The following is a 22,508-nucleotide window of genomic DNA, read 5'->3' as shown; positions in this document are numbered from 1 at the left end:
TTTTAAAGTCACTGATGAGAATTTTAAATTCAAGGAAAAATAATTTAAAAAGCTTATTGGTACAGAATTAAATAATGCCATACTCATACCCATTAGAAGTATCCCCCACCCCTTATTCAAATGAATATTACTTACATATAGTAGTTATCTTACTAAAAATTAGTATCTTATAAAGAACACGCAACGATACACTTTAAAACTGATACTATGAAAATTAATACTACTAATCATCCTATAAAATCCTGGGTAGTACTCATCGTAATACTAGGAACGCTCGGAGGTTCTCAAAAAATTAAAGCCTCCTATAATTTTCAAGTGGAACAACAAGAAGTATTTAATCAATACAAGGGCAAAATTATTGATTCAAATACTAAAAAAGAATTGGTATTCGCCACGATAGCTATAGAAAATTCTAACATAAGTACCGTTACAAATTCGGAGGGCGATTTTAGCTTAAAAGTTCCTAAAAACATGGAAGAAGTCACTGTCTTTATTAGTTTTTTAGGCTACAAAACTAAAACAATTAATTTAAGTGACTTAAAAGATACTACTCTTAAAATTGCATTAGAAACTGCTGTAACGGCATTATCTGAAGTTAATATTGTGGTACCAAATAATGCAGAACTAGTAGTTCGCGAAACTTTACGAAACAAAGGAGCTAATTATTTTGAATTTCCTACACTAATGACGGCTTTCTATAGAGAAACTATAAAAAAACGAAAAAAAAATGTATCTCTTTCTGAAGCCGTAGTAAACATTCACAAAACCTCATATTCTTCTAAACAAACAGACGCCGTAGAACTCTATAAAGCAAGAAAAAGTACTGATTATAGCAAGCTAGACACATTGACATTAAAATTACAAGGGGGTCCGTTTAATACACTTTTTATCGATTTAATGAAATACCCTGAATATGTATTCACTGAAGAAACCATACCTCTTTATACGTATACTTTTGAACGATCTGCAAGGATAAATGAGCAGCTTATTTACGTAATTAATTTCGTGCAAAAAGAAAAGACTCCTAATCAACTTTATAAAGGACAACTTTTCATAGATGCTAAACATAAAATTCTGACTAGTGCAATTTACGAGCTAAACATTACAGATCGTGAAAATGCCGCACGTATGTTTGTAAAACGAAAACCTGCAAAAGCTAATGTCTATCCTACTGCAGTAGCCTACCGAGTAGATTATAGAGAAAAAGACAATAAATGGTACTACGGGTACAGCAATGTCATGTTAGAATTTAAAATTAATTGGGATGATAAATGGTTTAACTCTGTCTATAGTATGACTTGTGAAATGGCCGTCACTGATTGGGAAAAAAATATAGGCAAAAACTTAAAAGGAAGAGAAAAATTGCGTAAAAACATTATTTTAAGTGATGAAGCTGTAGGTTTTTCTGATCCAGATTTCTGGGGTGAATATAACATTATAGAGCCCGAAAAATCAATTGAATCTGCTATTAAAAAAATCCAGAAACAAATAAAAAAAAATAAGATAGGCGGTACAGTAGCTGCTCTTAAACCCTAAAAAAATAAAGCGCAAAAAAATCAATTGGGTATCTTATTTGTAGGTATCTTACTTTAGTGTTAAATTACTGTTTATGTACAATTATTGAACAAGTGTTTCGTTCTTTCTATTGTAATATATTTCTCACTTTACAAAATCGACATCATGCTTGCTCCAAAAGCGCACAAAGAAGAAGAAAGAAGGTTAGCAGCGCTACAATCTTATACTATTTTAGATTCATTACCAGAAGAAGATTATGATAATCTATCTAAAATAGCTTCTGAAATATGTGGCACTCCTATTTCCATGATTTCATTAATTGATGATAAACGACAATGGTTTAAATCTTCATACGGATTAGATGTTAAAGAAACAGAACGAGAAATTTCGTTCTGTGGTCATATGATTAATGAAACAAATGACGTATTTATAGTGCAGGATGCTAGAGAAGATGATCGTTTTTTTGATAATCCCTTGGTCACTGGCGATACCAATGTTGTTTTTTATGCAGGTGTGCCTTTGATGACAGCCAACAACTTACCCATTGGCTCTCTTTGCGTCATAGATCATGAACCTAAAACATTAAACAAAAGTCAGATAGAATCTTTAAAAGCACTATCTAACCAAGTTATGAAACTAATAGAGCTTCGCAAAAACGAACTTCTACTACAAGAAGCTTTATCCAATCAAAAAGAAAAAAATACAGAATTAGAGCGCTTTGCATATATCGCTGCGCATGATTTAAAATCGCCCTTAAACAATATATCAACGCTAACAGATATATTTATTGATCAATATGGATCAAAAATTGATTCTCAAGGAGTAGATATTTTAAATATGATAGTAAGCTCTTCTAATAGATTAAAAGGCCTAATTGAAGGCTTATTAGACTATAGCAAAAGTGACCATCTTTTAAATGAAAAAACTACAAAGGTTAGTATTGAGAAAGTAAAAAATAATATCAATAGTATATTTAGCTCAAATCCTCATATACACCTAACAGTACTATCAGAATTGAATACCCTTACTATTAATGAAACTGCTTTAGATCAAATACTCATTAATCTAGTAACTAATGCCATTAAATATAGTGATAAACCCGAAGTACAAATAACAATTGGGATTGATGACTCTAAAACTCATTATCTTTTTTATGTTGAAGATAATGGCCCTGGTATTCCTGAAGATAAATACAATAGCATTTTTGATATTTTTACGATCAACACTCCTCTAGATAAATTTGGCGTAAGAGGTAATGGTATTGGTTTAGCTACAGTAAAGAAGGTTATTGAAAAATTAGGAGGTGAGATTACGGTGAAATCTACATTAGGAGAAGGTTCTAAATTTAGTTTTACGATAAAAAAACAGCCTTTATAATGACGTATATTTTACTCGTATTCATAGATAAATAGCTACTTTTAGCTTTAAAAGCTACCTATAATGTTTACTCCAAAGTATTACGAGCAAAAGGATTTAAAAGAAATTAAAGAATTTTTAGTTGAAAACAGTTTCGGGATACTCGTTAATCAAGTTGATAACAAACCTTGGGCAACACATATTCCTCTAGAATTAGCTATAGATGAAGATGGTTCCGATATTCTAGTTGGTCATATTGCCAGAGCAAATCCTCAAGGCAAACACTTTTCCGAAAACAATACTGTTCTTTGCATTTTTAATGGTCCGCATTCTTATATATCTTCTTCATGGTATAAAGAAGAAGAGGTACCTACTTGGAACTATATTGCGGTACATGTATATGGGAAATTAAGTATTCTTAGCGAAAAAGAAGTGATGGCGTCCATGCATAAACTAGTCAACAAATATGAGAAAAAATCTAAAAACCCCATTTCTTTGAATGATATGTCTGATAAAACACTTAGACAAGTTAAAGGGGTAATCGGGTTTAAAATTAAAATAAATGATATTCAAGCTACATACAAACTATCCCAAACAAGGCCTGAAGATCATGAAAAAATTATTGATGAATTAGAAGCTTCTAAAAATCCTAGTGCTTGTGCTATTGCCCAATCCATGAAAAAGAATACACCAAAAAATTAAATAATGTTCTTTAAAATTTTTCTTCTAATTATGAGTATGCTCTTAGCAAAAACTACATATTCTCAAGCTAAACCTATCAATACAGACACAATTTCTGGTTTGTATTTGACTAAAAGTTATAATGGGTTTACTGGCGATAATTACGAAACTCTTATTCTTAAAGATACCCCTTCCATATATTTATCGGATATAAAAGAAGTTTCTCAAAATTTTAATTACTTAGGTAAGCCTGCTGTTCAGATCGTATTAACCACTTTGGGAAGCAAAAAACTAAAAGCAATAACCACCGAATTTACGGGCGAACCTTTGGTCATTTATTTTGGAACTAAAATAGTCTTAGCCCCTACAATGATGAACCCGATTACAGGCGGGCAATTAGAAATCTCAAGCAATCTTACGCTAAAAGAAACTGATGGAATGGTCCGTTGGTTAAGGTCAAGAATTGGTAATTAAACATATCACATACCTAAACGTATTTCTTTTCATTGAAATTTCAGTTTTAAAGTTACAATTCAGAAATCGATTTCTACAGTTGAGTTTTTAAAATTTATGTACCGCTATAGTAATTTTCATATTTGAATTATTAATAACGAATACCGTTTAGTACCGGTATTAAAAACCAAATTCAAATGAAAAATTTAGTAGTTACTTCTATCCTAATTTTATGTGCATTTTTTGCTAAAGCTCAAGACACACAAAGCTATACACTAGTGGTGTCTATTGGTCATATCAACAACAACAATGGCAAAGTATTACTTTCTTTACACACTGCAGATACATTTATGAAAGGCCCAGGTATACAAAATGTAGATAGAGAAATAGTAAACGGGAAAATAAATGTAAGCTTTGAAAATATAAAACCGGGAACCTATGCTATTATGGCCTTACATGATGAAAACGACAACAAGCGTATGGATTATGAAACAAACGGAATGCCAAAAGAAAACTACGGCATGTCTGGAAATGAAATGTCTTATGGACCACCGAGTTTTGAGGATGCAAAATTTAGGGTAACAGACAAAAATTTAGACTTCAATATTCGATTTTGATCCAAAAAAAAGCCTCTTAACATTAAATGTTAAGAGGCTTTTTTATAAGGAAATAAACTATTATACTTCTTCAGTTAACCAAGCTTTCATCATCCAAACTGTTTTCTCTTGTTCGGCAATAAAATCACTCATCATAGAATTAGTTCCTTCATCATTAGCATCATCAGATGTATTTAAAATTTTTCGTTCTATCACAAGAAGTTTACTTAAAGAATCTATAATTAAATGTATCGCTGCATCATCTTTATTGATGTTTTTACCAACCTTAATTGATGTGTTTGCAATATAATCTTCAAAAGTATGCAACGGATGACCGCCTAGGGTTAATATTCTTTCTGCAATCAAGTCTACTTTTTCATTTGCATCTGTGTACAATTCTTCAAATTTAACATGCAAATCGAAAAAACGCTTTCCTTTAATATTCCAGTGTATACCTCTTAAATTTTGATAGTAAGTTTGAAAATTTGCTAATAAAGTATTTAGGTCGCTACTTAATTGTGCAGATTTTTCTTGATCTAATCCTATGCTATTTAGTTTCATAATATGTGCTTTTAATTTCATAACAAAATTACAAAACATATACCTCCAAAGTCTATTAGATTCATTGATAGTTTTTATATTTTTATAGCCTAAAACAATACAGATGACTATAACGCAATTGCAATATGTTTTGGCTGTTGCCGAATACCAAAATTTCACCTTAGCTGCTGAAAAAAGTTTTGTAACTCAGCCTACTTTAAGTATGCAAGTTCAGAAATTAGAAGACGAATTAGATGTTTTAATTTTTGATCGTGGCAAGAAGCCAATTGCGGTTACCGAAGTGGGAAAAAAAATTGTAGCGCAGGCAAAGAATATTGTCAATGAAGCCAATAGAATAAAAGATATAGTTGACCAAGAAAAAGGGTTTATCGGAGGCGAATTTACCCTAGGAATTATACCTACGGTAATGCCAACACTATTACCAATGTTTTTAAATACGTTTATAAAAAAATATCCAAAAGTAAATTTGATCATTAAAGAGCAAAATACAGAGGATATGATCAGGAATATTCAAGATGGTCATTTAGATGCAGGAATTGCTGTTACACCATTAGAAATTGAATTTATTAAAGAACGTCCTTTATATTATGAACCATTTGTTGGCTATGTTCCAAAGAATCATCGCCTTAATGGTATAAGCAAACTTAAGACCGAAGATTTAGATATTAATGACATACTTCTTTTAAGAGATGGCCATTGTTTTAGAGATGGCGTGATAAACCTTTGTAAAGCTTCAAAAGATGCGCATGGTGAAACTTTTCAGCTACAAAGCGGGAGTTTTGAGACTTTAGTAAATTTGGTAAATGAAGGTATGGGTATGACCTTACTTCCGTTTTTAAATACATTAACCTTAGATGAAAAGAAAAAGGAAAATTTAAAATATTTTGAAAGTCCGTCACCTGCAAGAGAAGTAAGTTTAATATATCATAAAAGTGAATTAAAAATACAAATAACAGAAGCACTAAGAGAAGTAATTTCTAGTATTGTTAGAGGAGCAATAGCCTTTCAAGATGTAAAAATCATTAGTCCGCTTAATAAAAAATAAATATTCCTGTAAGAACAATAAAAAAGCCACTTAAAAAGTGGCTTTTTGTTTTATGTCAAATAAATTAAGCTCTGTTGTAATTCTGGCTTATCATATATAAATTGTTCTAACCAGAGTTTTAGTTCTACTACTTCTTCAGGCAATAAATTTGAAAATGCCTTTTTTACTTCTTTACAAAATAACTTTGTATCAAAACTAACTTTATTCAGTACCATTTTAGTGTACTCAAGCATTGATTTAGCCATATTAAAAATGTGTATTAGTTGATTTCACTAAGATAAACATAAAAAGGCTATGCCTATTGCATTGAAGTAGTTAAAAAATAGATAAATTGTTGTTAATATCCGCAAAAAGCCTAAATTCAATCCTTAAGAATCCCCATTAAAGAATGCGAAGAATATTTATATTATCATTGATTACCAGCTTATTATACAGTTGTGCAACGACCAAAATTAAAAAAATTCGTAAAGAGACCGCACAAATGTTAACAGAGTCTTTATTCGACAATCAGTTTCTAGGCGTGTTCATATATGACCCCTTAAACAACGATACTATCCTAAAATATAATAGCGAAAAGTATTTTACACCTGCTAGTACTACCAAAATAGCAACCTTGTATACTGTATTAAAAACGCTTCCTAAAAAAATTCCTGCGTTAAAATATTATACCACTGCAGATACTATTTATATTGAAGGTACTGGAGATCCTAGTTTTTTACACCCGTACTTTAAAGACAGCACTGCTCTTTCTTTTTTAAAAAAGTACAAAAACATTAAACTCTATTTAAATAATTTTGATTCAAACGCTTATGGACCTGGATGGGCTTGGGAAGATTATGATGCTTATTTTCAACCAGAACGTTCTCCTTTTCCTATATATGGTAATGTGGTGTCTGTTTATAAAAATGATTCTCTAACTGTAACTCCATCATTCTTTAAAAAAGAGGTAAAGGTACTAATGGCACCAAAGGCTCGGGAGCACTATGAAAATACTTTTTATTATAATCCTGATAAAAATGATACGCTAGAAACTCCTTTCATAGTAGATTCTACATTGGTTAGAACACTTTTAGAAAAAGCATTGAATAAGAAAATTAATCTTGTAAATACGTTTCCTAAAGTTGAAAAGCAAACAGTATATAGTATCCCTACAGATTCCGTTTTAAAAAGAATGATGGCCGTAAGTGATAATTTTCTAGCAGAACAACTCCTTATTTTAGTTAGCACTACCCTGTCTGACACTTTAAGTGTTACCAAAGCGCAGCAATATATTTTAAAAAACAATCTTGCTGATTTAAAACAACCACCAAGATGGGTAGATGGTTCTGGGCTTTCTAGGTATAATTTATTTACACCAGAAGCTATGGTACATATTCTAAAAAAAATATATGATGAGGAACCGCGTGAACGCCTATTTAATTTATTTCCAATAGTTGAAACCTTAAGAGCCCCCACGGATTCATATGGAGCAACTAATGCTCCCTTTATTTATGCAAAATCTGGATCTTTAGGGAACGTATATTGCTTGAGTGGTTATTTACTAACCAAATCTGGCAAAACCATACTATTTAGTTTTATGAATAATCACTATAAACAACCCACAGCCGAAATTAAGAAACAAATGCAGCTCATTTTTGAAAATTTAAGAGACAAGTACTAAGCGCTACAAGTTACCAGATAGATGCTGTATTTTTAAATGTTGTAATAACATAATGGACTTACCATCTACAATTTCTCCTGTAGCAATCATATCATAAGCAGAAGAAAAAGGAAATTCTAACACTTCAATATTTTCGGTTTCATCTGCTGCACCACCTCCTTCATTTACTCTCATGGCATCTTCTACAAATCCTATAAAAAAATGAACTTTCTGCATGACGGTTCCCGGAACCATAAAACTTTCAAAGACTTTTTTTACCTCCGTAATTTTATAACCTGTTTCTTCTAAGACTTCTTTTCTAATACAATCTTCAGGAGTATCTCCATCTAGAAGGCCAGCACAAACCTCAACTAACATCCCTTTAGCCACTCCGTTTTGGTATGCAGGCATTCGAAACTGTTGGGTTAAAATTACAGATGCTCTTTCTTTATGAATTAAAAGAATGGCTGCAGCATCTCCGCAATCATAAACTTCACGCTCTTGTTTTTCCCAAGCACCATCTTCTCTATGATACTCAAAAAAATATTTATCTAACCTGTACCAGTTATCTGATAACAGTTTTTTGGTTATATTTTTTACCGTTCCGTTTTTCAAACTATATTTTTATAAAATTAATTAGCACCTTCTAATAGATTTTTAAATGCCTTAAAGAATATGCTCCTCGTCTTTAGGATTACCTCATCTAAGGATTAACTATAAAACATAATCTGGCAAATCTACTAAAAGGCAAGGACTATATCTATAGGGCTCCAACACCATGCGGCCTTGTGTAAAAATAAAACTTTAGCGCCAAATATAGCATCAAATTTTAATATCATAATCCATCCTTAGGAAACCTACTAGTTAGGCGACTATCGCCTTCTTAAAATCTATCTGTACAAACATCAGTTCACTTCCAAGTATTTTGGATGCTATTTCATGTGCATTTTTTGGTTGATGATCATTAGCACCTAATTTTATGTAGATGTTACCGTGAACTTTATTTTTTTCTTGATTAGTTGCGCAAGCTCATTAGACTTTTGAGTACCAATCATTATCTTTTTTCCATTCTTTAAATGAATAGCTAAACCTTGATCCCCTTTTATGTTATATACCGTTCCATACGTTAAACTTAAACGCACTCCATAGCCTACAAACCCATACCTTACAATTTCGGCAGAAGTGATATCTGACCAATTCCATTTTTTAGAGAAAAGTGGAAAAAATGAAATTTTTATATACTCTGGGCTTACTGTAGTTTTTAATTTTAAAAGAATAAAAAGCATCAAAACTACTAGCATAATTACCAAGGAAATCCAAAAATCATTTGACGGGGTTAAACTAAAAGAAAAATTATCATTAACCTGATTAGACTGTTCAAGAATAGGCTTTACCAAGGTATAACCTAAAATTACAATAGGTGAGAGCAATAATAACCACAACCACCATTGGGTGAATTTTTGCTCTTCATAAAATAGAGGGCTCTCTTTCATAGTTAACTATTAAAATTAAAATCCCTCAAAAATAAAAAACAGAAACTACAATGCAGTGATTTCTGTTTTTTAGTGTAAACTAATTGTAGCATTATAGAAGACAATACCCTAATAAGGACTTTTGACTTTTGCTTTCTTATTTAAATTATATTTCAATCCAAAATTATAATAAAAACCATTCTGCATGTCAAAATCATAAATTTCATCCGTATCATAATCCTGAACCTCCATTGTATTAAATGCAGAATACCCCGCTTTAGCATTCAACTCAAAATCTTTAAGAAATGTTATGTTATACCCTAAACCACCTACCAAATAGGTGTTCTTTAAAGTGCCAACATAATCTGTTTTATAAACTTCTAGGTCATCATTAATATTCCCTGCAAAACCATCTAAGGTCGTAAATGCTTCAAAATTGTGATTTTCATGTAACGTCCATTTTAATCTAGCATCAGGAAAACCAATTTTATAAGCCCATTTTTCATTTAAACGTTTGGTATAAGCAACTATAGGAATTGGAAAATTTAAGCCATTTTGAGCATCATACTCCACCCCAAAGGTCCACATAGACTGTTTTTCTTGGTTTAATTTATCAAATAGTAAAGTTCCATTTATAAAGACATCTCTACCATCAATCTCTTGAATATCAAAATTTGAAGATATCTGCGGGGCTAATTTCAAAGAAAAGCCCCATCCGTTTTCAAGAATTCTATCGTACAAAAGACCTAAACTAAACGTTTGAAAGTTATCTATTTGATAGGTTTCAAAAGGTACATCTTTATCAACATAGCCAATATTTAAATTTTGATATGCTCCAAATAAACTAATTGTTTCTTTGCCCGTAATAGTTTTTATAGGAATATCAAACCCAACTTCGTTTTTTTAATAGTTCCTACATCTGTATTAGGTAAAATTTCAGAATTAATATAAACACTTCCTGTTTCTTGAGCGAAGCCTATACCTAATGTACTAAGCATAAAGATAATCACCAATTTTTGCATTTTCATTTCCATTTAAAAAGTTATAAATTAAAACTTAGCTCCTATACAATAGCAACTATTCTAATTTGAAACGAAATTGATGAAAATGTAAAAAATCAGCAAAGCAAATAGACAGAGAACGGGTTTAGCTATACCAACCCACAATATTTGTCTATGGAATGAAAAATTAAGGTAAATTTTATTTTTTCCTTAACTTTATAGTCCATTCAAAATTAAAGGTAGAAACCACTACTCCATCTGTATTTACTCCTACGGACTTCATCCAAATGGTTTGGCCTTCTCCTGTAGCAACCGTTTTATTGATACCCTCTTGAATGAGATGACCATCTTCGCAAGTAAATGTAATTTTTCCTGTAGCTTTTTTTGTAAAGCTTGCATTATTATTGGCTACTAACATAGAAATTTTTTGTCCGCTCTCCTTAATTTGATCAATCATCATAGCGCCTGTAGACAATTCTGCAGCCATACCTTGAACCGCCCAGAACATAGATTTAAAAGGATTTTGGTTTACCCACCTGTGCGTAACCGTTACTACTGCCTTTTTTTGATCTATATGACGTAAACGTACGCCACACCACCAAGCCGAAGGCAACTTAAAAAATGTGAACGAATTAAACTTACTTGCGGAAACTCCCATAATTACTCTAAATTTTTTATAAAAGTATTGAAAAATAACGAGCTTACAATTGTTAATAAAAAGTTAATTTACAGTACTATGTGTTGCATAGTACCTTTTTAAAGATATATATTTGCATAAGAAATTACTAAGCCATGACAGATACCTTATCAAAACACGAAAAAAACCTTTCTGCACTTTTGCATGCATCGACGTTTTCTAAGTTTTTTATTCCTTTTGGAAACTTCATTTTGCCCTTGATTCTATGGGTCGCAAATAAGAATGACTATAAGTATGTGGACTACAATGGAAAACAGGCTTTAAATTTTCAATTAAGCTTGTTGCTTTATTCCATAATTATAGGCATTATAAGTGTTCCTTTTTTTATTGGTTTATTTCCTAACCTATTAGATTTTGGTAATTTTTCTTTTGGTAATCTAAATCATTTCAATACCATGAATTTCCATTTTGATAGTAATGACTTTAGATTTGGTAGTTGGCTAATCCCTTTTGGTATAACAGGCTTATTAAGCGGAGTTTTATTTGTATTGAATATTGTATATACCATTTTAGCCGTTATAAAAACAAATGAAGGTCAACCGTTTTCATACCCATTAACTATTAAGTTTATAAAGTAAAAGAGGTCTTAATCACACCTTTTCAGTATAGGAGTTTATTCATTAATCGCAATCAAAAATCAATCAGGATGTTTATTCATCAATCCAAAAACGAACCGTTAATCTATGCAAGGAGTTAGTTCTAAGAAAACAGAAAGAATTTCGAAGCTGAAAAAGCTGCATATAAAGCAAAACGAAATTATGAATGTAGAAAATACAAAGGCACAAATGCGTAAAGGTGTACTGGAATACTGCATCCTCTCTATCTTAAACGGAGAAGATAAATATGCATCAGAAATCCTTGAAACATTAAAAAATGCCAAAATGCTTGTCGTTGAGGGTACTATTTATCCTTTATTAACCCGACTAAAAAATGCAGGCCTATTAAATTACCGCTGGGAAGAGTCTACTTCTGGCCCCCCAAGAAAATACTATACATTAACTGAAACAGGTAAGCTATTTCTAAAAGAACTAGATACTACTTGGGATGAATTACGAAGTGCTACTAACCTAGTGACCAACAACAAAAATAACTAACGATGAACAAGACTGTAAATATAAACCTCGCTAACATACTTTTTCATATTGATGAAAATGCCTATAACAAAATGCGACACTATCTTGAATCTGTAAAAAGATCGTTTGCAAATACCTCTGGAAGCGATGAGATTTTAGCAGATATTGAAGCTAGAATTGCAGAACTTTTTCATGAAAAATTGGCTAATGAACGTCAAGTAATTACCACCAAAGAAGTAGATGAAGTTATCGCTATCATGGGGCAACCAGAAGACTATATGGTTGATGAAGATATTTTTGACGATGAGCCCGTAAAGGCTTCTAAAGAACCAAAAAGAGTTAAAAAATTATACCGTGATATTGAAGCTAAGTATGTTGCTGGTGTTTCTGCAGGCATAGGCCATTATATTGGCTTAGACCCTATTTGGGTGCGTATTCTTTGGGTTGTTTTCACTGTTGGGTCTGGAGGAAGTTTTGCTTTTATTTATGGCTTACTATGGATTTTGATTCCTGAAGCCAAAACAACCGCTCAAAAATTAGACATGCGTGGTGAAGATGTAAACATTAGCAATATTGAACGCAAAGTAAAAGAAGGTTTTGATGAAGTTGCAGACCGTGTAAAAAATGTTGACTATGAAAAAGTAGGAAATAAAGTTAAAAGTAGCGGCAAAACTTTTTTTGACACCCTCGGAGAAATCATTATGTTTTTCTTCAAAATCATAGGTAAATTTGTCGGTATCTTATTAATACTTACAGGAGGGGCAGGATTAATTGCTATGTTAGTTGGTTTCTTTACATTGGGTGTTTTTGATACGATACACCTAGGCCCTTTAAACTTATATGAATTGGTAGATGCAACAGACACTCCTTTTTGGATTGTAGCCATATTTGCTTTTCTATTGGTGGCTATTCCGCTATTTTTTCTAATGTATCTTGGTTTAAAAATTCTTATCACTAATTTAAAATCTATTGGAGCTGTTGCTAAATTTACCTTATTAGGTTTATGGTTAATTTCACTTATTGCAATTATGATTCTTGCCGGTAAACAAGCTGCATCTAGAGCTTTTTGGGATAGTGCAATAACAGACAATGAATACTACTTAAACAACCCAAATGACACTTTAAATATTGCTTTTGTCTCTAATGATTTGCATTGGAATAGAAGAACGTTAAACATTGGCGATATGGTCGTTAGTTATGATGATAACGGAAAAGAAATTTTATCCTCAAAAGACGTCGAATTCAACTTCAGGACTTCTAAAGATTCTCTTATTCATATAGAAATTCAGAAAAATGCTAATGGAAAGTCATTCCCAAATGCTAGGGAAACTGCAGAAAAAATAAATTATGACTATACTCTAGAAGGAAATACGTTAGAACTAAATGAATTCTTAACCACGAGAAGAGAAAACAAATTTAAAAATCAGGAAGTCCGAGTATTTGTCTACTTACCAAAAGGGATGGCTCTAAAATTTTTAAACAATACAGATAATTGTTGGAGAATTAACACCAAAAATGATTCGGACATTAACGACTGTGATGTCTATGACTATAAATGGATCATGGGAAATAATGGAACGCTAAAGTGCTTAGACTGTCCTAATAAAGAAATAGCTATCTCTGAAGATAATAACCACGTAAAAATAAATGCCAATGGTATAGATATCAACATCAATGAAAATGGTGAAAAGGGAAAAATTAAAATAGATGAAGACGGAATTGACATTGATGTTAACGATAACGGGGAATCATTCATTTTGAAAATAGATGAAAATGGAATCCACGTTGATGCTGACCAAAATTAAAAATTTATTATGGTCGTAAACACTAAACCACTAGTGATACCTATTACCTCCAATACATTACAATTCATCAATCAAAAACAACAGTTGAGTTTTATAAGTTATAAAACAACCTAAATAAATAACAACTTTACATCAATCATAAAAACAACAATCATGACAACTTTAGTAAGAATTGCAATCACACTAGCCCTAAGCGTTTTTTTAACTTCCTGTGGAATGGATATAAAAATAGGTGAGTTTGGATCTGGTGTGAAAGGAAACGGAATAGTAACCAAAGATAGTAGACCTGTGAACGAAGATTTTACAGTAATTTCTGCCTCAGAAGGACTAGAAGTAATTGTAACCCAAGCAGCTATATTTGAAATTACAGTAGAAGCAGATGAGAACATTATAGCTCTTATCGGAACAGATATAAACAATAATGTTCTTAAAATACATGCCATTGAAAACATAGGTAATGCCACAAAAAAAGTTTATGTATCCTTGCCTAATATATCAGAAATAAAAAGCGCTAGTGGTGCAAATTTAACTGCAAAAAACACTATAAAATCAGAACGACTAACAATAGATTCTAGTAGTGGTTCTCTAGTAAATTTAAAAGTAGTTACTGATAATTTAGATATTGATGCAAGCAGTGGTGCCAATATTAAAATAATAGGAGAAACAGGAAATGCAACTATTGATGCCAGCAGCGGATCAAATGTTAGTGCTAATGAGTTAGCTACAAAATTTTGTAATGCAGAAGCAAGTAGTGGCGCTAATGTTGCTATTAATGTCTCTGAAACGCTACATGCAGATGCAAGTAGTGGTGGGAATATATCCTATTCTGGAAAGGCCCAAGTAGATACTAAAAAGAATGTTTCTGGCAGTGTTACATTTAACAACTAACCGATAAACACAACTACACGAAAAGCCATTGAAATTTCAATGGCTTTTCGTTTTTTTATATTTTGTCTTTGCTTATTTTCGTACAAAGAATTATACGATGCAGCTAGATTTAAAAAAATACATATTACCTTTAAAACACACATTTAGTATCTCTAGAGAGTCTCACGATTTTCAAAATACATTAATTGCAAGCCTCAGTTTAAATGGCCAAACAGGATACGGAGAAGCAACCTCAAATCCATACTATAAAATTTCTGTAGAAAGTATGATGGCGGAGATAAATGCCATACGAACAGCAATACAGGCGTATACATTTACAACGCCAGAAATATTTCATACATTTTTAACCCATAAAGGTCTTTCTAATTTTGCTATTTGTGCTTTAGATTTAGCTGCTCATGACCTCTTTGGCAAGTTAAAAGGGAAGCCATTGTATGAAATCTGGAATACAAACCTAGACCACTACCCTACTACAAATTACACCATTGGTATTGCTAGTATTGAAAAAATGGTAGCCAAAATGCAAGAAACTCCTTGGCCTATTTATAAGATAAAGTTAGGTACCGATAATGATGTTAATATCGTTAAAGAATTACGAAAACATACCGATGCTATTTTCAGGATTGATGCTAATTGCGCTTGGACAGCCGAAGAAACTATTTTCAATGCTCCACTTTTAAAAGATTTAGGGGTAGAATTTTTAGAGCAACCCCTAAAGGCTGATGATTGGGATGGTATGGAAAAAGTAATGCACCATAGTGTTCTTCCTATTATTGCCGATGAAAGCTGTATTTTAGAAAGCGATGTAGAGAAATGTGGTTTGCACTTTAGCGGCATCAATATTAAATTAACAAAATGTGGTGGACTAACCCCTGCCTTGCGTATGATAAAAGAAGGAAAAGACTTAGGTTTAAAAGTAATGGTGGGTTGTATGACCGAGTCTTCTGTAGGCATCTCTGCAATTGCCCAATTATTACCGCAATTAGACTATGTGGATATGGACGGTTCTATGTTATTAAAAGAAGATATTGCAGATGGTATCATCATTAGTAAAGATGCCAGCTTAATATACCCTAAACTTGGTGGTAGTGGTATAACACTTAGATAATGATAAAATACATTGATTCATTTCCAGGAAAAGACCTTCAGGTAGGCAGCACCAATTATCTTTATTTTGGGGGTACTGCTTATTTAGGCTTGCAGACGGATGTTGAATTTCAAAATTTATATATTGATAATATCCGAAAATACGGTACTAATTATGGTGCCTCTAGAAAATCTAATATTCGGATTAACATCTATGACCAAGTAGAGGGCTATCTTGCCAAATTAGTAGGTAGTGAAGCTTGTTTAAGCTTATCCTCCGGGTACTTGGCTGGTCAATTTATAGGTCAGTTTTTGAATAAAAAGGAATTTAAATTCTTTTATACGCCCAATACACATTCTGCTCTATATGTTACTAATCATGAAGAGAACAAACCTACCTCATATGTTACTTTTTCATCTTTAAATATTGCTATTCGCGATCATTTGGAAAAAAATAAAACAAATACACCTGTAGTTTTTCTTGATTCCATAGATTTTTCGGGTGCTAATTTCCCTGATTATAAAGGACTGCAAGCACTACCTTTAGAAGATGTAATCCTCGTTGTAGATGATTCTCATGGCATAGGAATTACAGGTAAGAATGGTGGTGGTGTTTTTAGAATTATAGAAAACTTGAATCCTAAGGAGCTAATTGTTTGTTGCTCTCTAGGCAAAGGTTTTGGTGTACAAGGCGGTGCTATTTTTGCGAGTTCTAATCGAATTAAAGAACTTACCAACACCATTTTTTTCGGAGGAGCAAGTCCCGCTTCGCCAGCAAACCTTGCAAGTATTTATCAAAGTGAAGCTTTATTGAATGTAAAACGTGTACTACTTTATCAAAATGTTGAATATTTCAGAGAGAATATTGATAGAGTATCGAAGTTTAAATTTATGCTTGGTCATCCTGCATTTACTTTTTCGGACGAAAAGTTGACAGCTTACTTAGAAGAACACCATATTCTAGTAACCAGTTTTAGGTACCCCAATGAAAATGCTAATCTCATGAGTAGAATTATAATCAGTGCTGCTCATACCAAAGAGGATATTAATACACTTTGTGAGGTTATTAATTTATACTTTAAATAATAGAAAAATTTAAAGCTAGATGATAAATTATCATTTAGCTTTAAATTTAAAAATAAATTATTTAATTATAACATTAAATCTAAGCATCAGTAATTTTATGTTTTTGTTAAATTAATTATCCCACCAAACAGGAGTTATTGGAGTTTTCTGATTTGCTAAAACATTAGCTTCATTTCTAGAAACCTCAACGGTTGGGTATTCTGCTCTCCTAAACCATTCCCCACTATATTCATTAGAATCAGCCGAATCCTCCAATCTAATTTGAAGTCCTTTAAAGACATTCTCTGAAAAATCATATCTCCTAAAATCCACAAACGTTTCTGGATTTAAAAAATTATGAATGTATTTTTCTTTTAAAATATGGTTTAACATTAAGCCTGTCTCTTCAACTGCTATTGACGCATCTAATAAGTAGTCTAACGCGTCAACACCATACATATCCATACTTGCCTGAATACCTTCCATATAAGCCGTATAAGCCCGTAAATTTGAGCCTACGCTAGTGGTCGTACCTCCATTAGCGAGGAATTCAGCTTCTGCCTTTATAAACATAGCCTCGGCATAACTAATTAACATTAATGGAGAATCTACACTAGTATAATATCCATCAGTTTTAAAACTTGTATTAGCATCTGAACCATCTGGAGACACCCCTAGGCCGCCACTTACGAAACCTTTGTATTCAACATCCTCATTAGATCTTTCTGCAAATAATGGCAATCTAGGATCTATGACAACAGTGCTTCCTTGAAAAGGATAATACGTGCCATTCATTGAACTTACTAATTGACTTGCAATGTCATTACTGAAATTACCCGTTGATCTCGCCAGAACCTCTACAGAATACCAAGGATTTATATTTTTATCATCATAAAACATTAGAAAATCATCATCCGTTGAAGTATAACCGTTTGAAATTGTTGCGATAACATCATTAGCGGACATAGTACCTTTATTTACCAAGTGTAGTTGGTAACGTGCTTTTATAGTATAAGCTGTTCGTAGCCATTTATCTGAATTTCCGCCATAAATGAGATCTGAACTTCCTAAAGCAAAACCAGAATTATCCGTAGTTTCTAAAGCAGAAATTGCACCATCTAATAAAATAAATATTTGAGTATATATCTCTTCTTGCGTATCAAATATTGGAAAACTATTATTAGGCCCGTCAGTTGCATCTGAATAAGGGATATTGTCCCAAGTATCTGTAGCAATACCAATATTAATGGCCGTTAATATATCTGTAATTGCTCCAATATGTATTGCATTACTTTCTATGGCTTTTTCTTTGATTACCTTTAAATTTGGTAAGATATAAAGATATACCTGTTCCCAGAGTCCACTTGCCATTGTTTGCCCTGCTGCTCCTCCTCCAGTGCTAACAAAATTCTGGACGTAATTACCAAAAGATAACTCCGCAGAACGTTGGGCTTCCATTGTACTATGAATTACTGGTGCAATTAAATCTTGCATACGTAACTCCTCTAGCGTTGCAGTATTTGATGGAGTATTTACTTCAAAATACTCTTCACTACAGGCTACAAAAAGAGCTGTAAATGCGACTAATAATACTATTTTAGTTATTATATTTTTCATACTTATATTTTTAGAATCCTATGTTTACACCTAATGAATAGCTTTCAGATATTGGAACACTTAAGCCTGTAAAACCATATACATTACTACCTGCGCTGTATTGATTTCCTTCCGGATCAAAACCATCGAAGGGTGTCCATATTAAAATGTTGTTGGCACTAGCAGTTATACTTACTTTAGATAAATTTAATGTACTTATAAACTTACTTTGAATTTCGTATGAAAGACTTACATTACGAAGTTTTACCCATGAAGCATCTTGAATCAAAACTTCTGAGGCTCTGTTGTATTGAGTTGAACTTCTATAATAATTTTGATCTATTAACCCTTCTGATGTATTGGCAACATAACCTCCACTACCGTCATCCATAACACCATCAAGTACTACCAATTCATCTCGAAATAAGGTACTCAAGCTATTTCCATTCCTTATAGAATTTCTTAAACCAGAATCATACAAATCGCCTCCTTTTTTATATTCAAATAGAAAATTAAATCCTATTCCTTTCCATTTAAAATCACTCCCTATAGATGATACAAAGTCAGGAAAAGCATTGCCCACTTTTACACGCTCATCAAAATTTATCACAGGTAAACCATCTGAAGCAATATATCTCTCACCATCAATATAGGTCCATTTATAACCATATAACGACCCCATCTTATCTCCTGCACGTATTTCAGAAGTTACACCAGGAGTTCCTGAATCTGCAAAAATTATAGACTCTATGTCTTCTGGGATTTCTAAAACTTTTCCTTCACTTGTTGACCAATTTAAAATTAAGTCCCATTTAAGATCTTTTTTCTGAATAATACTTGCACTTACTAATAATTCATGACCAAAAACTTCAAAATCACCAGCATTTCTAGTTATTCCTGATAACCCTGAGGAATACCCTGTACCTACTGTAAAAATCTGATCTTTAACTCTAGTTTTATAATAAGCATAATCTAATCTAATACGATCTTTTGCAAACCTTAAATCTGCGCCAAACTCAGTAGACTGATTTCTTTCAGGAACTATTTCTAAATCTCCTAATTGTGTACTTCTCCTATACCCTCCAGAACCTCCAAAAGGGAAATCACCATCGACAATAAAATATTGCCCTACATCACCAAAACCAGGTCCTTTACCTACCTCAGCCCAAGAAGCTCTTAATTTACCGAAAGTAAATACATTATTATCACCAAATACATCAGAAATATCATAGGCCAAACTAGCAGAAGGGTAAAAGAACGATCTGTTTTCTTTTGGCAAAGTAGACAGCCAATCATTTCTGCCTGTTAAGGTTAAAAATAATTTATCGTCATAGCCAAATTTTAATTCACCAAAAACACCCATGTTTCGTAACTGAGTAACTGAATTATTTATAAAAAAATTAGTTGTATTCCCAATTTCATTAATACCTGGCACATTTAAACCTTCGCCTCTAGCCTCTGCATAATCTCTTTTAGAATCAGAGACTTGATGACCCAATGTAAGGTCAGTAGTAAATTTATCAGACCAATCTTTATTAAAGGCTATTAAAAAATTAGATTCTAGTGCCGTAAAATTTATATTTTGATTTAGTATAAAGCCACCAACTTGAGAGCCCCCATCTAAGTCGGCACCTACAAAACGATTACGTTTATCTGAATAATTATCAACTTGAGCTGCATATGTAATGGTTACCCAATCTTTAAGCGCCCAATTAAAGGTAGCATTACCTACCCAACGATTTACATCGTCAATTAAGCTACTTGTTTCCATTAAATATCTTGGGTTATCAATAATTCCGAAAGAATAGTCGCGTTCAGAGCCATCCGGATTCCTATAATCATTAATAGGAAATGTACTTGAATAAAACGATAATGCACTCATTACCGATTTATCACCTCCATTTGCTCTTTTTCCGCCAGAATTGGTATACGATATAGATGTATTTATATTAAAATTATCTGTTACTTTATATCCTGAATTTAGCCTGAAATTAGTTTTTTCATAATTAGTATTCGGTAATACCCCTTCTTCACTATTATTACCTAATGAAAAAAAGTAGTCTAATTTTTCATCAGCTCCGCTAATACTTAAATTGACTTGAGAATTAAATCCTGTTCTGAAAAGATCATAAGGGCTATAAAATTGATCTCCAGTCAAATCTACAATGGTACCATCACTCAAGGTTGCAGAATCTGCTGAATATTCTGGACCCCAGTTATAAAAAGAAGTAGCATTCTCAACTCTATTAAATCCTGTTTCTGAAGAAGGATCATAAAGAGTTCTTGGTAAACCATTAAAACCTTCTCTGTATGTTGTTTGCAAAGATGGCGTTTTATTTACATTTCTAAAGGTTGTAGAAGCAGTTAACGAAACTTTCGCTTTGCCCTTCTTTCCTTTTTTTGTTGTAATTATTATAGCCCCGTTCGATGCTCTGACTCCATATAAAGCTGTTGCTGCAGCTCCTTTTAAAACATTGAAGCTTTCAATATCTTCAGGGTTAATATCCCCTGCCCTATTAGAAAAAGCAAATTGTTCTGAACTACTCGCTGAATTTGAACCAGCGCTTGGCCTAACTTCCCCAGAAAAAGTATCATTATTTAATGCAATACCATCAACAATAATTAATGGTTGATTACTTCTATTAGGGTTCACCGATGTCACTCCTCTAATTAAAATATCAACTCCACCTCCTGAAGTACCTGAAGTTCTATTAATTTGTACACCCGCAACCCTACCTTGCAAACTTTCGATAGCATTGGACTGCCCTGCTAAATTTAAATTCTCAGTTTTAACTTGGGTTACGGAATACCCTAGTGATTTTTGCTTCTTTTCTACCCCAAAAGCAGTTACGACAACTTCATCCAAAGCACTTGCATCTTCTATCAAAACAATATTCATTTGTTTATCTGAGGATACAGATACTTCTTTTGTTTTCATTCCTAAGTAAGAAAATCTTAGGATGTCTCCTTCCATAGATTCAATGGTAAAATTTCCATCAAAATCAGATGTTGTTCCATTACTAGTACCCAAGACTAACACAGTTACCCCTGGCAAGGGCTCTCCGTTCTCATCCTTTAAGGTACCTGCAACATTTTGCGCAAAACCACTAAAATTGTAAATGATTGCTGCAAGTAAAAAAAATGCTTTTTTCATATTTGGTTCGTTTGATTTGTGAATACTAAATTGGACAAAAAAATAATACAATCAAATAACTACTGAAACAAATATGATATATCTAAAATATTGAATTAAAAAAACAATTAACTAATAATTAAATAACTATAAATAGGAATTACTCAACAGGCATGGCAGTTAATTTAAATAATGAATAAATATTAGTAATTTTCTTACATATTAATAAAAAATACCGTAACTTATTGGTATCTAACAATTTAAAAATACATGATCATGAAAAAATTAATCGGATTGATTTTCTTGATGTTATTTTTAGTTTCTTCAACTAATGTTACACCTCTTAAATCTTTGAAAAACCCTTCCTTAGAAGGTACTTGGGAGCTCGTTAACCGTTTTAATTATGACGGTATGAATGTAACTGACACACTTTCCAATATTAATGGTTATCGTCAGGTAAAAATTTACAGTAAAGGAAAAGTGATGTGGACGCGGTATTCGCCAGATGATCCATCAGAATGGTTTGGATATGGCTCGTATTCAAATTCAGAAAATAACTTGGAAGAACAACTAGAGTTTGGTTCTGAAATGATGATGAAAATTCAAGATACCGTTCAAGTATTTAAATTTGAGTTGCAATTAGATAAAGATTCCTTTAAACAAATTACCGTAGATGATGAAGGCAATAAAATTTCTTCAGAAAACTATAAAAGAATAGACTGATATAATTTTTAAACTTAACCTTTTTAAAAAATGTGGGTTATATTGAAAAAAAAGAGCCGCTAAAAAGGAGGCTACTGAAAAAGTTTCTTTTTTTTAGTAATGGATAAAAAAAAGCGATCAAAC

The 22,508-nt window shown here is 32.3% G+C and carries 23 protein-coding genes; 14 read left to right on the top strand and 9 right to left on the bottom strand.

Annotated elements, in window-relative coordinates; genetic code table 11:
* Positions 1 to 207: 207 nt before the first annotated feature.
* The 5 genes from CELAL_RS13605 to CELAL_RS13585 all read left to right on the top strand — a co-directional run bounded on the left by CELAL_RS13605 (position 208) and on the right by CELAL_RS13585 (position 4,622).
* Positions 208 to 1,536, top strand: coding sequence for a carboxypeptidase-like regulatory domain-containing protein (locus CELAL_RS13605; RefSeq protein ID WP_013551479.1), 1,329 nt, complete (start codon positions 208 to 210; stop codon positions 1,534 to 1,536).
* A 144-nt stretch (positions 1,537 to 1,680) separates the two neighbouring features.
* Positions 1,681 to 2,892 (top strand): sensor histidine kinase, encoded by a 1,212-nt coding sequence (locus tag CELAL_RS13600; RefSeq protein WP_013551478.1) that lies wholly within the window; start codon positions 1,681 to 1,683, stop codon positions 2,890 to 2,892.
* Between the two features lie 63 nt (positions 2,893 to 2,955).
* The gene (locus tag CELAL_RS13595) at positions 2,956 to 3,573 is read left to right on the top strand and encodes an FMN-binding negative transcriptional regulator (protein WP_013551477.1); all 618 of its coding nucleotides are present in this window, start codon (positions 2,956 to 2,958) and stop codon (positions 3,571 to 3,573) included.
* A 3-nt stretch (positions 3,574 to 3,576) separates the two neighbouring features.
* Positions 3,577 to 4,026 carry a SecDF P1 head subdomain-containing protein gene (locus CELAL_RS13590; RefSeq protein WP_148229678.1) on the top strand — a complete coding sequence of 150 codons (450 nt, stop codon included), beginning with the start codon at positions 3,577 to 3,579 and terminating at the stop codon, positions 4,024 to 4,026.
* Between the two features lie 176 nt (positions 4,027 to 4,202).
* Positions 4,203 to 4,622 (top strand): DUF2141 domain-containing protein, encoded by a 420-nt coding sequence (locus CELAL_RS13585; protein WP_013551476.1) that lies wholly within the window; start codon positions 4,203 to 4,205, stop codon positions 4,620 to 4,622.
* Positions 4,623 to 4,682: 60 nt separating this feature from the next.
* Here the strand turns inward: CELAL_RS13585 and CELAL_RS13580 are convergent, their stop codons facing one another.
* Positions 4,683 to 5,162 (bottom strand): Dps family protein, encoded by a 480-nt coding sequence (locus CELAL_RS13580; RefSeq protein WP_013551475.1) that lies wholly within the window; start codon positions 5,160 to 5,162, stop codon positions 4,683 to 4,685.
* Positions 5,163 to 5,265: 103 nt separating this feature from the next.
* Here CELAL_RS13580 and CELAL_RS13575 point away from each other — a divergent pair, with 103 nt between their 5' ends.
* A complete protein-coding gene (locus tag CELAL_RS13575; RefSeq protein WP_013551474.1) occupies positions 5,266 to 6,207 on the top strand; it encodes a LysR substrate-binding domain-containing protein in 942 nt (313 codons plus the stop codon).
* Positions 6,208 to 6,257: 50 nt separating this feature from the next.
* Here the strand turns inward: CELAL_RS13575 and CELAL_RS13570 are convergent, their stop codons facing one another.
* On the bottom strand, positions 6,258 to 6,452 hold the full coding sequence (locus tag CELAL_RS13570; protein WP_041557734.1) for a hypothetical protein: 195 nt from the start codon (positions 6,450 to 6,452) through the stop codon (positions 6,258 to 6,260).
* 143 nt (positions 6,453 to 6,595) lie between these two features.
* Here CELAL_RS13570 and CELAL_RS13565 point away from each other — a divergent pair, with 143 nt between their 5' ends.
* Positions 6,596 to 7,867, top strand: coding sequence for a D-alanyl-D-alanine carboxypeptidase/D-alanyl-D-alanine-endopeptidase (locus tag CELAL_RS13565; protein WP_013551472.1), 1,272 nt, complete (start codon positions 6,596 to 6,598; stop codon positions 7,865 to 7,867).
* Between the two features lie 3 nt (positions 7,868 to 7,870).
* On the opposite strand, the gene CELAL_RS13560 is transcribed toward CELAL_RS13565, so the two are convergent.
* The 5 genes from CELAL_RS13560 to CELAL_RS13545 form a co-directional block, all read right to left on the bottom strand.
* Positions 7,871 to 8,461 (bottom strand): NUDIX domain-containing protein, encoded by a 591-nt coding sequence (locus CELAL_RS13560; RefSeq protein WP_013551471.1) that lies wholly within the window; start codon positions 8,459 to 8,461, stop codon positions 7,871 to 7,873.
* A 362-nt stretch (positions 8,462 to 8,823) separates the two neighbouring features.
* On the bottom strand, positions 8,824 to 9,339 hold the full coding sequence (locus CELAL_RS13555) for a hypothetical protein (protein WP_013551470.1): 516 nt from the start codon (positions 9,337 to 9,339) through the stop codon (positions 8,824 to 8,826).
* A gap of 108 nt (positions 9,340 to 9,447) precedes the next feature.
* A complete protein-coding gene (locus tag CELAL_RS13550) occupies positions 9,448 to 10,167 on the bottom strand; it encodes a DUF6268 family outer membrane beta-barrel protein (protein ID WP_262481885.1) in 720 nt (239 codons plus the stop codon).
* Between the two features lie 23 nt (positions 10,168 to 10,190).
* Positions 10,191 to 10,352, bottom strand: coding sequence for a hypothetical protein (locus CELAL_RS22390; RefSeq protein WP_169311405.1), 162 nt, complete (start codon positions 10,350 to 10,352; stop codon positions 10,191 to 10,193).
* Between the two features lie 166 nt (positions 10,353 to 10,518).
* Positions 10,519 to 10,977 (bottom strand): DUF4442 domain-containing protein, encoded by a 459-nt coding sequence (locus CELAL_RS13545; RefSeq protein WP_013551469.1) that lies wholly within the window; start codon positions 10,975 to 10,977, stop codon positions 10,519 to 10,521.
* 134 nt (positions 10,978 to 11,111) lie between these two features.
* Between CELAL_RS13545 and CELAL_RS13540 the strand changes: the two genes are divergently transcribed.
* From CELAL_RS13540 to CELAL_RS13515, 6 genes are all read left to right on the top strand, one after another.
* The gene (locus CELAL_RS13540) at positions 11,112 to 11,594 is read left to right on the top strand and encodes a DUF4870 domain-containing protein (protein WP_013551468.1); all 483 of its coding nucleotides are present in this window, start codon (positions 11,112 to 11,114) and stop codon (positions 11,592 to 11,594) included.
* Between the two features lie 180 nt (positions 11,595 to 11,774).
* The gene (locus tag CELAL_RS13535) at positions 11,775 to 12,110 is read left to right on the top strand and encodes a PadR family transcriptional regulator (RefSeq protein ID WP_024479993.1); all 336 of its coding nucleotides are present in this window, start codon (positions 11,775 to 11,777) and stop codon (positions 12,108 to 12,110) included.
* Positions 12,111 to 12,112: 2 nt separating this feature from the next.
* Entirely contained in the window at positions 12,113 to 13,894 is a 1,782-nt protein-coding gene (locus tag CELAL_RS13530) for a PspC domain-containing protein (RefSeq protein ID WP_013551466.1), read from the top strand.
* A 153-nt stretch (positions 13,895 to 14,047) separates the two neighbouring features.
* Positions 14,048 to 14,782: a head GIN domain-containing protein gene (locus tag CELAL_RS13525; protein ID WP_013551465.1), complete on the top strand. Its 735-nt coding sequence runs from the start codon at positions 14,048 to 14,050 to the stop codon at positions 14,780 to 14,782.
* Between the two features lie 97 nt (positions 14,783 to 14,879).
* Complete coding sequence (locus CELAL_RS13520) at positions 14,880 to 15,890, top strand: dipeptide epimerase (RefSeq protein WP_013551464.1); 1,011 nt, start codon at positions 14,880 to 14,882, stop codon at positions 15,888 to 15,890.
* The gene (locus tag CELAL_RS13515; protein WP_013551463.1) at positions 15,890 to 16,954 is read left to right on the top strand and encodes an aminotransferase class I/II-fold pyridoxal phosphate-dependent enzyme; all 1,065 of its coding nucleotides are present in this window, start codon (positions 15,890 to 15,892) and stop codon (positions 16,952 to 16,954) included. Before CELAL_RS13520 ends, CELAL_RS13515 begins: the two co-directional genes overlap by 1 nt.
* 111 nt (positions 16,955 to 17,065) lie before the next feature.
* Here CELAL_RS13515 and CELAL_RS13510 read toward each other — a convergent pair whose 3' ends face one another.
* Both CELAL_RS13510 and CELAL_RS13505 read right to left on the bottom strand, forming a co-directional pair.
* Entirely contained in the window at positions 17,066 to 18,550 is a 1,485-nt protein-coding gene (locus tag CELAL_RS13510; protein ID WP_013551462.1) for a SusD/RagB family nutrient-binding outer membrane lipoprotein, read from the bottom strand.
* Positions 18,551 to 18,560: 10 nt separating this feature from the next.
* Complete coding sequence (locus tag CELAL_RS13505; protein WP_013551461.1) at positions 18,561 to 21,683, bottom strand: SusC/RagA family TonB-linked outer membrane protein; 3,123 nt, start codon at positions 21,681 to 21,683, stop codon at positions 18,561 to 18,563.
* A gap of 255 nt (positions 21,684 to 21,938) precedes the next feature.
* Here CELAL_RS13505 and CELAL_RS13500 point away from each other — a divergent pair, with 255 nt between their 5' ends.
* Complete coding sequence (locus CELAL_RS13500) at positions 21,939 to 22,385, top strand: hypothetical protein (protein WP_013551460.1); 447 nt, start codon at positions 21,939 to 21,941, stop codon at positions 22,383 to 22,385.
* Positions 22,386 to 22,508: the final 123 nt, after the last annotated feature.

Origin of the sequence: Cellulophaga algicola DSM 14237, from assembly GCF_000186265.1 — a bacterium.
Taxonomy (GTDB): domain Bacteria; phylum Bacteroidota; class Bacteroidia; order Flavobacteriales; family Flavobacteriaceae; genus Cellulophaga; species Cellulophaga algicola.
This window is presented reverse-complemented; position numbering and strand designations above follow the sequence as displayed.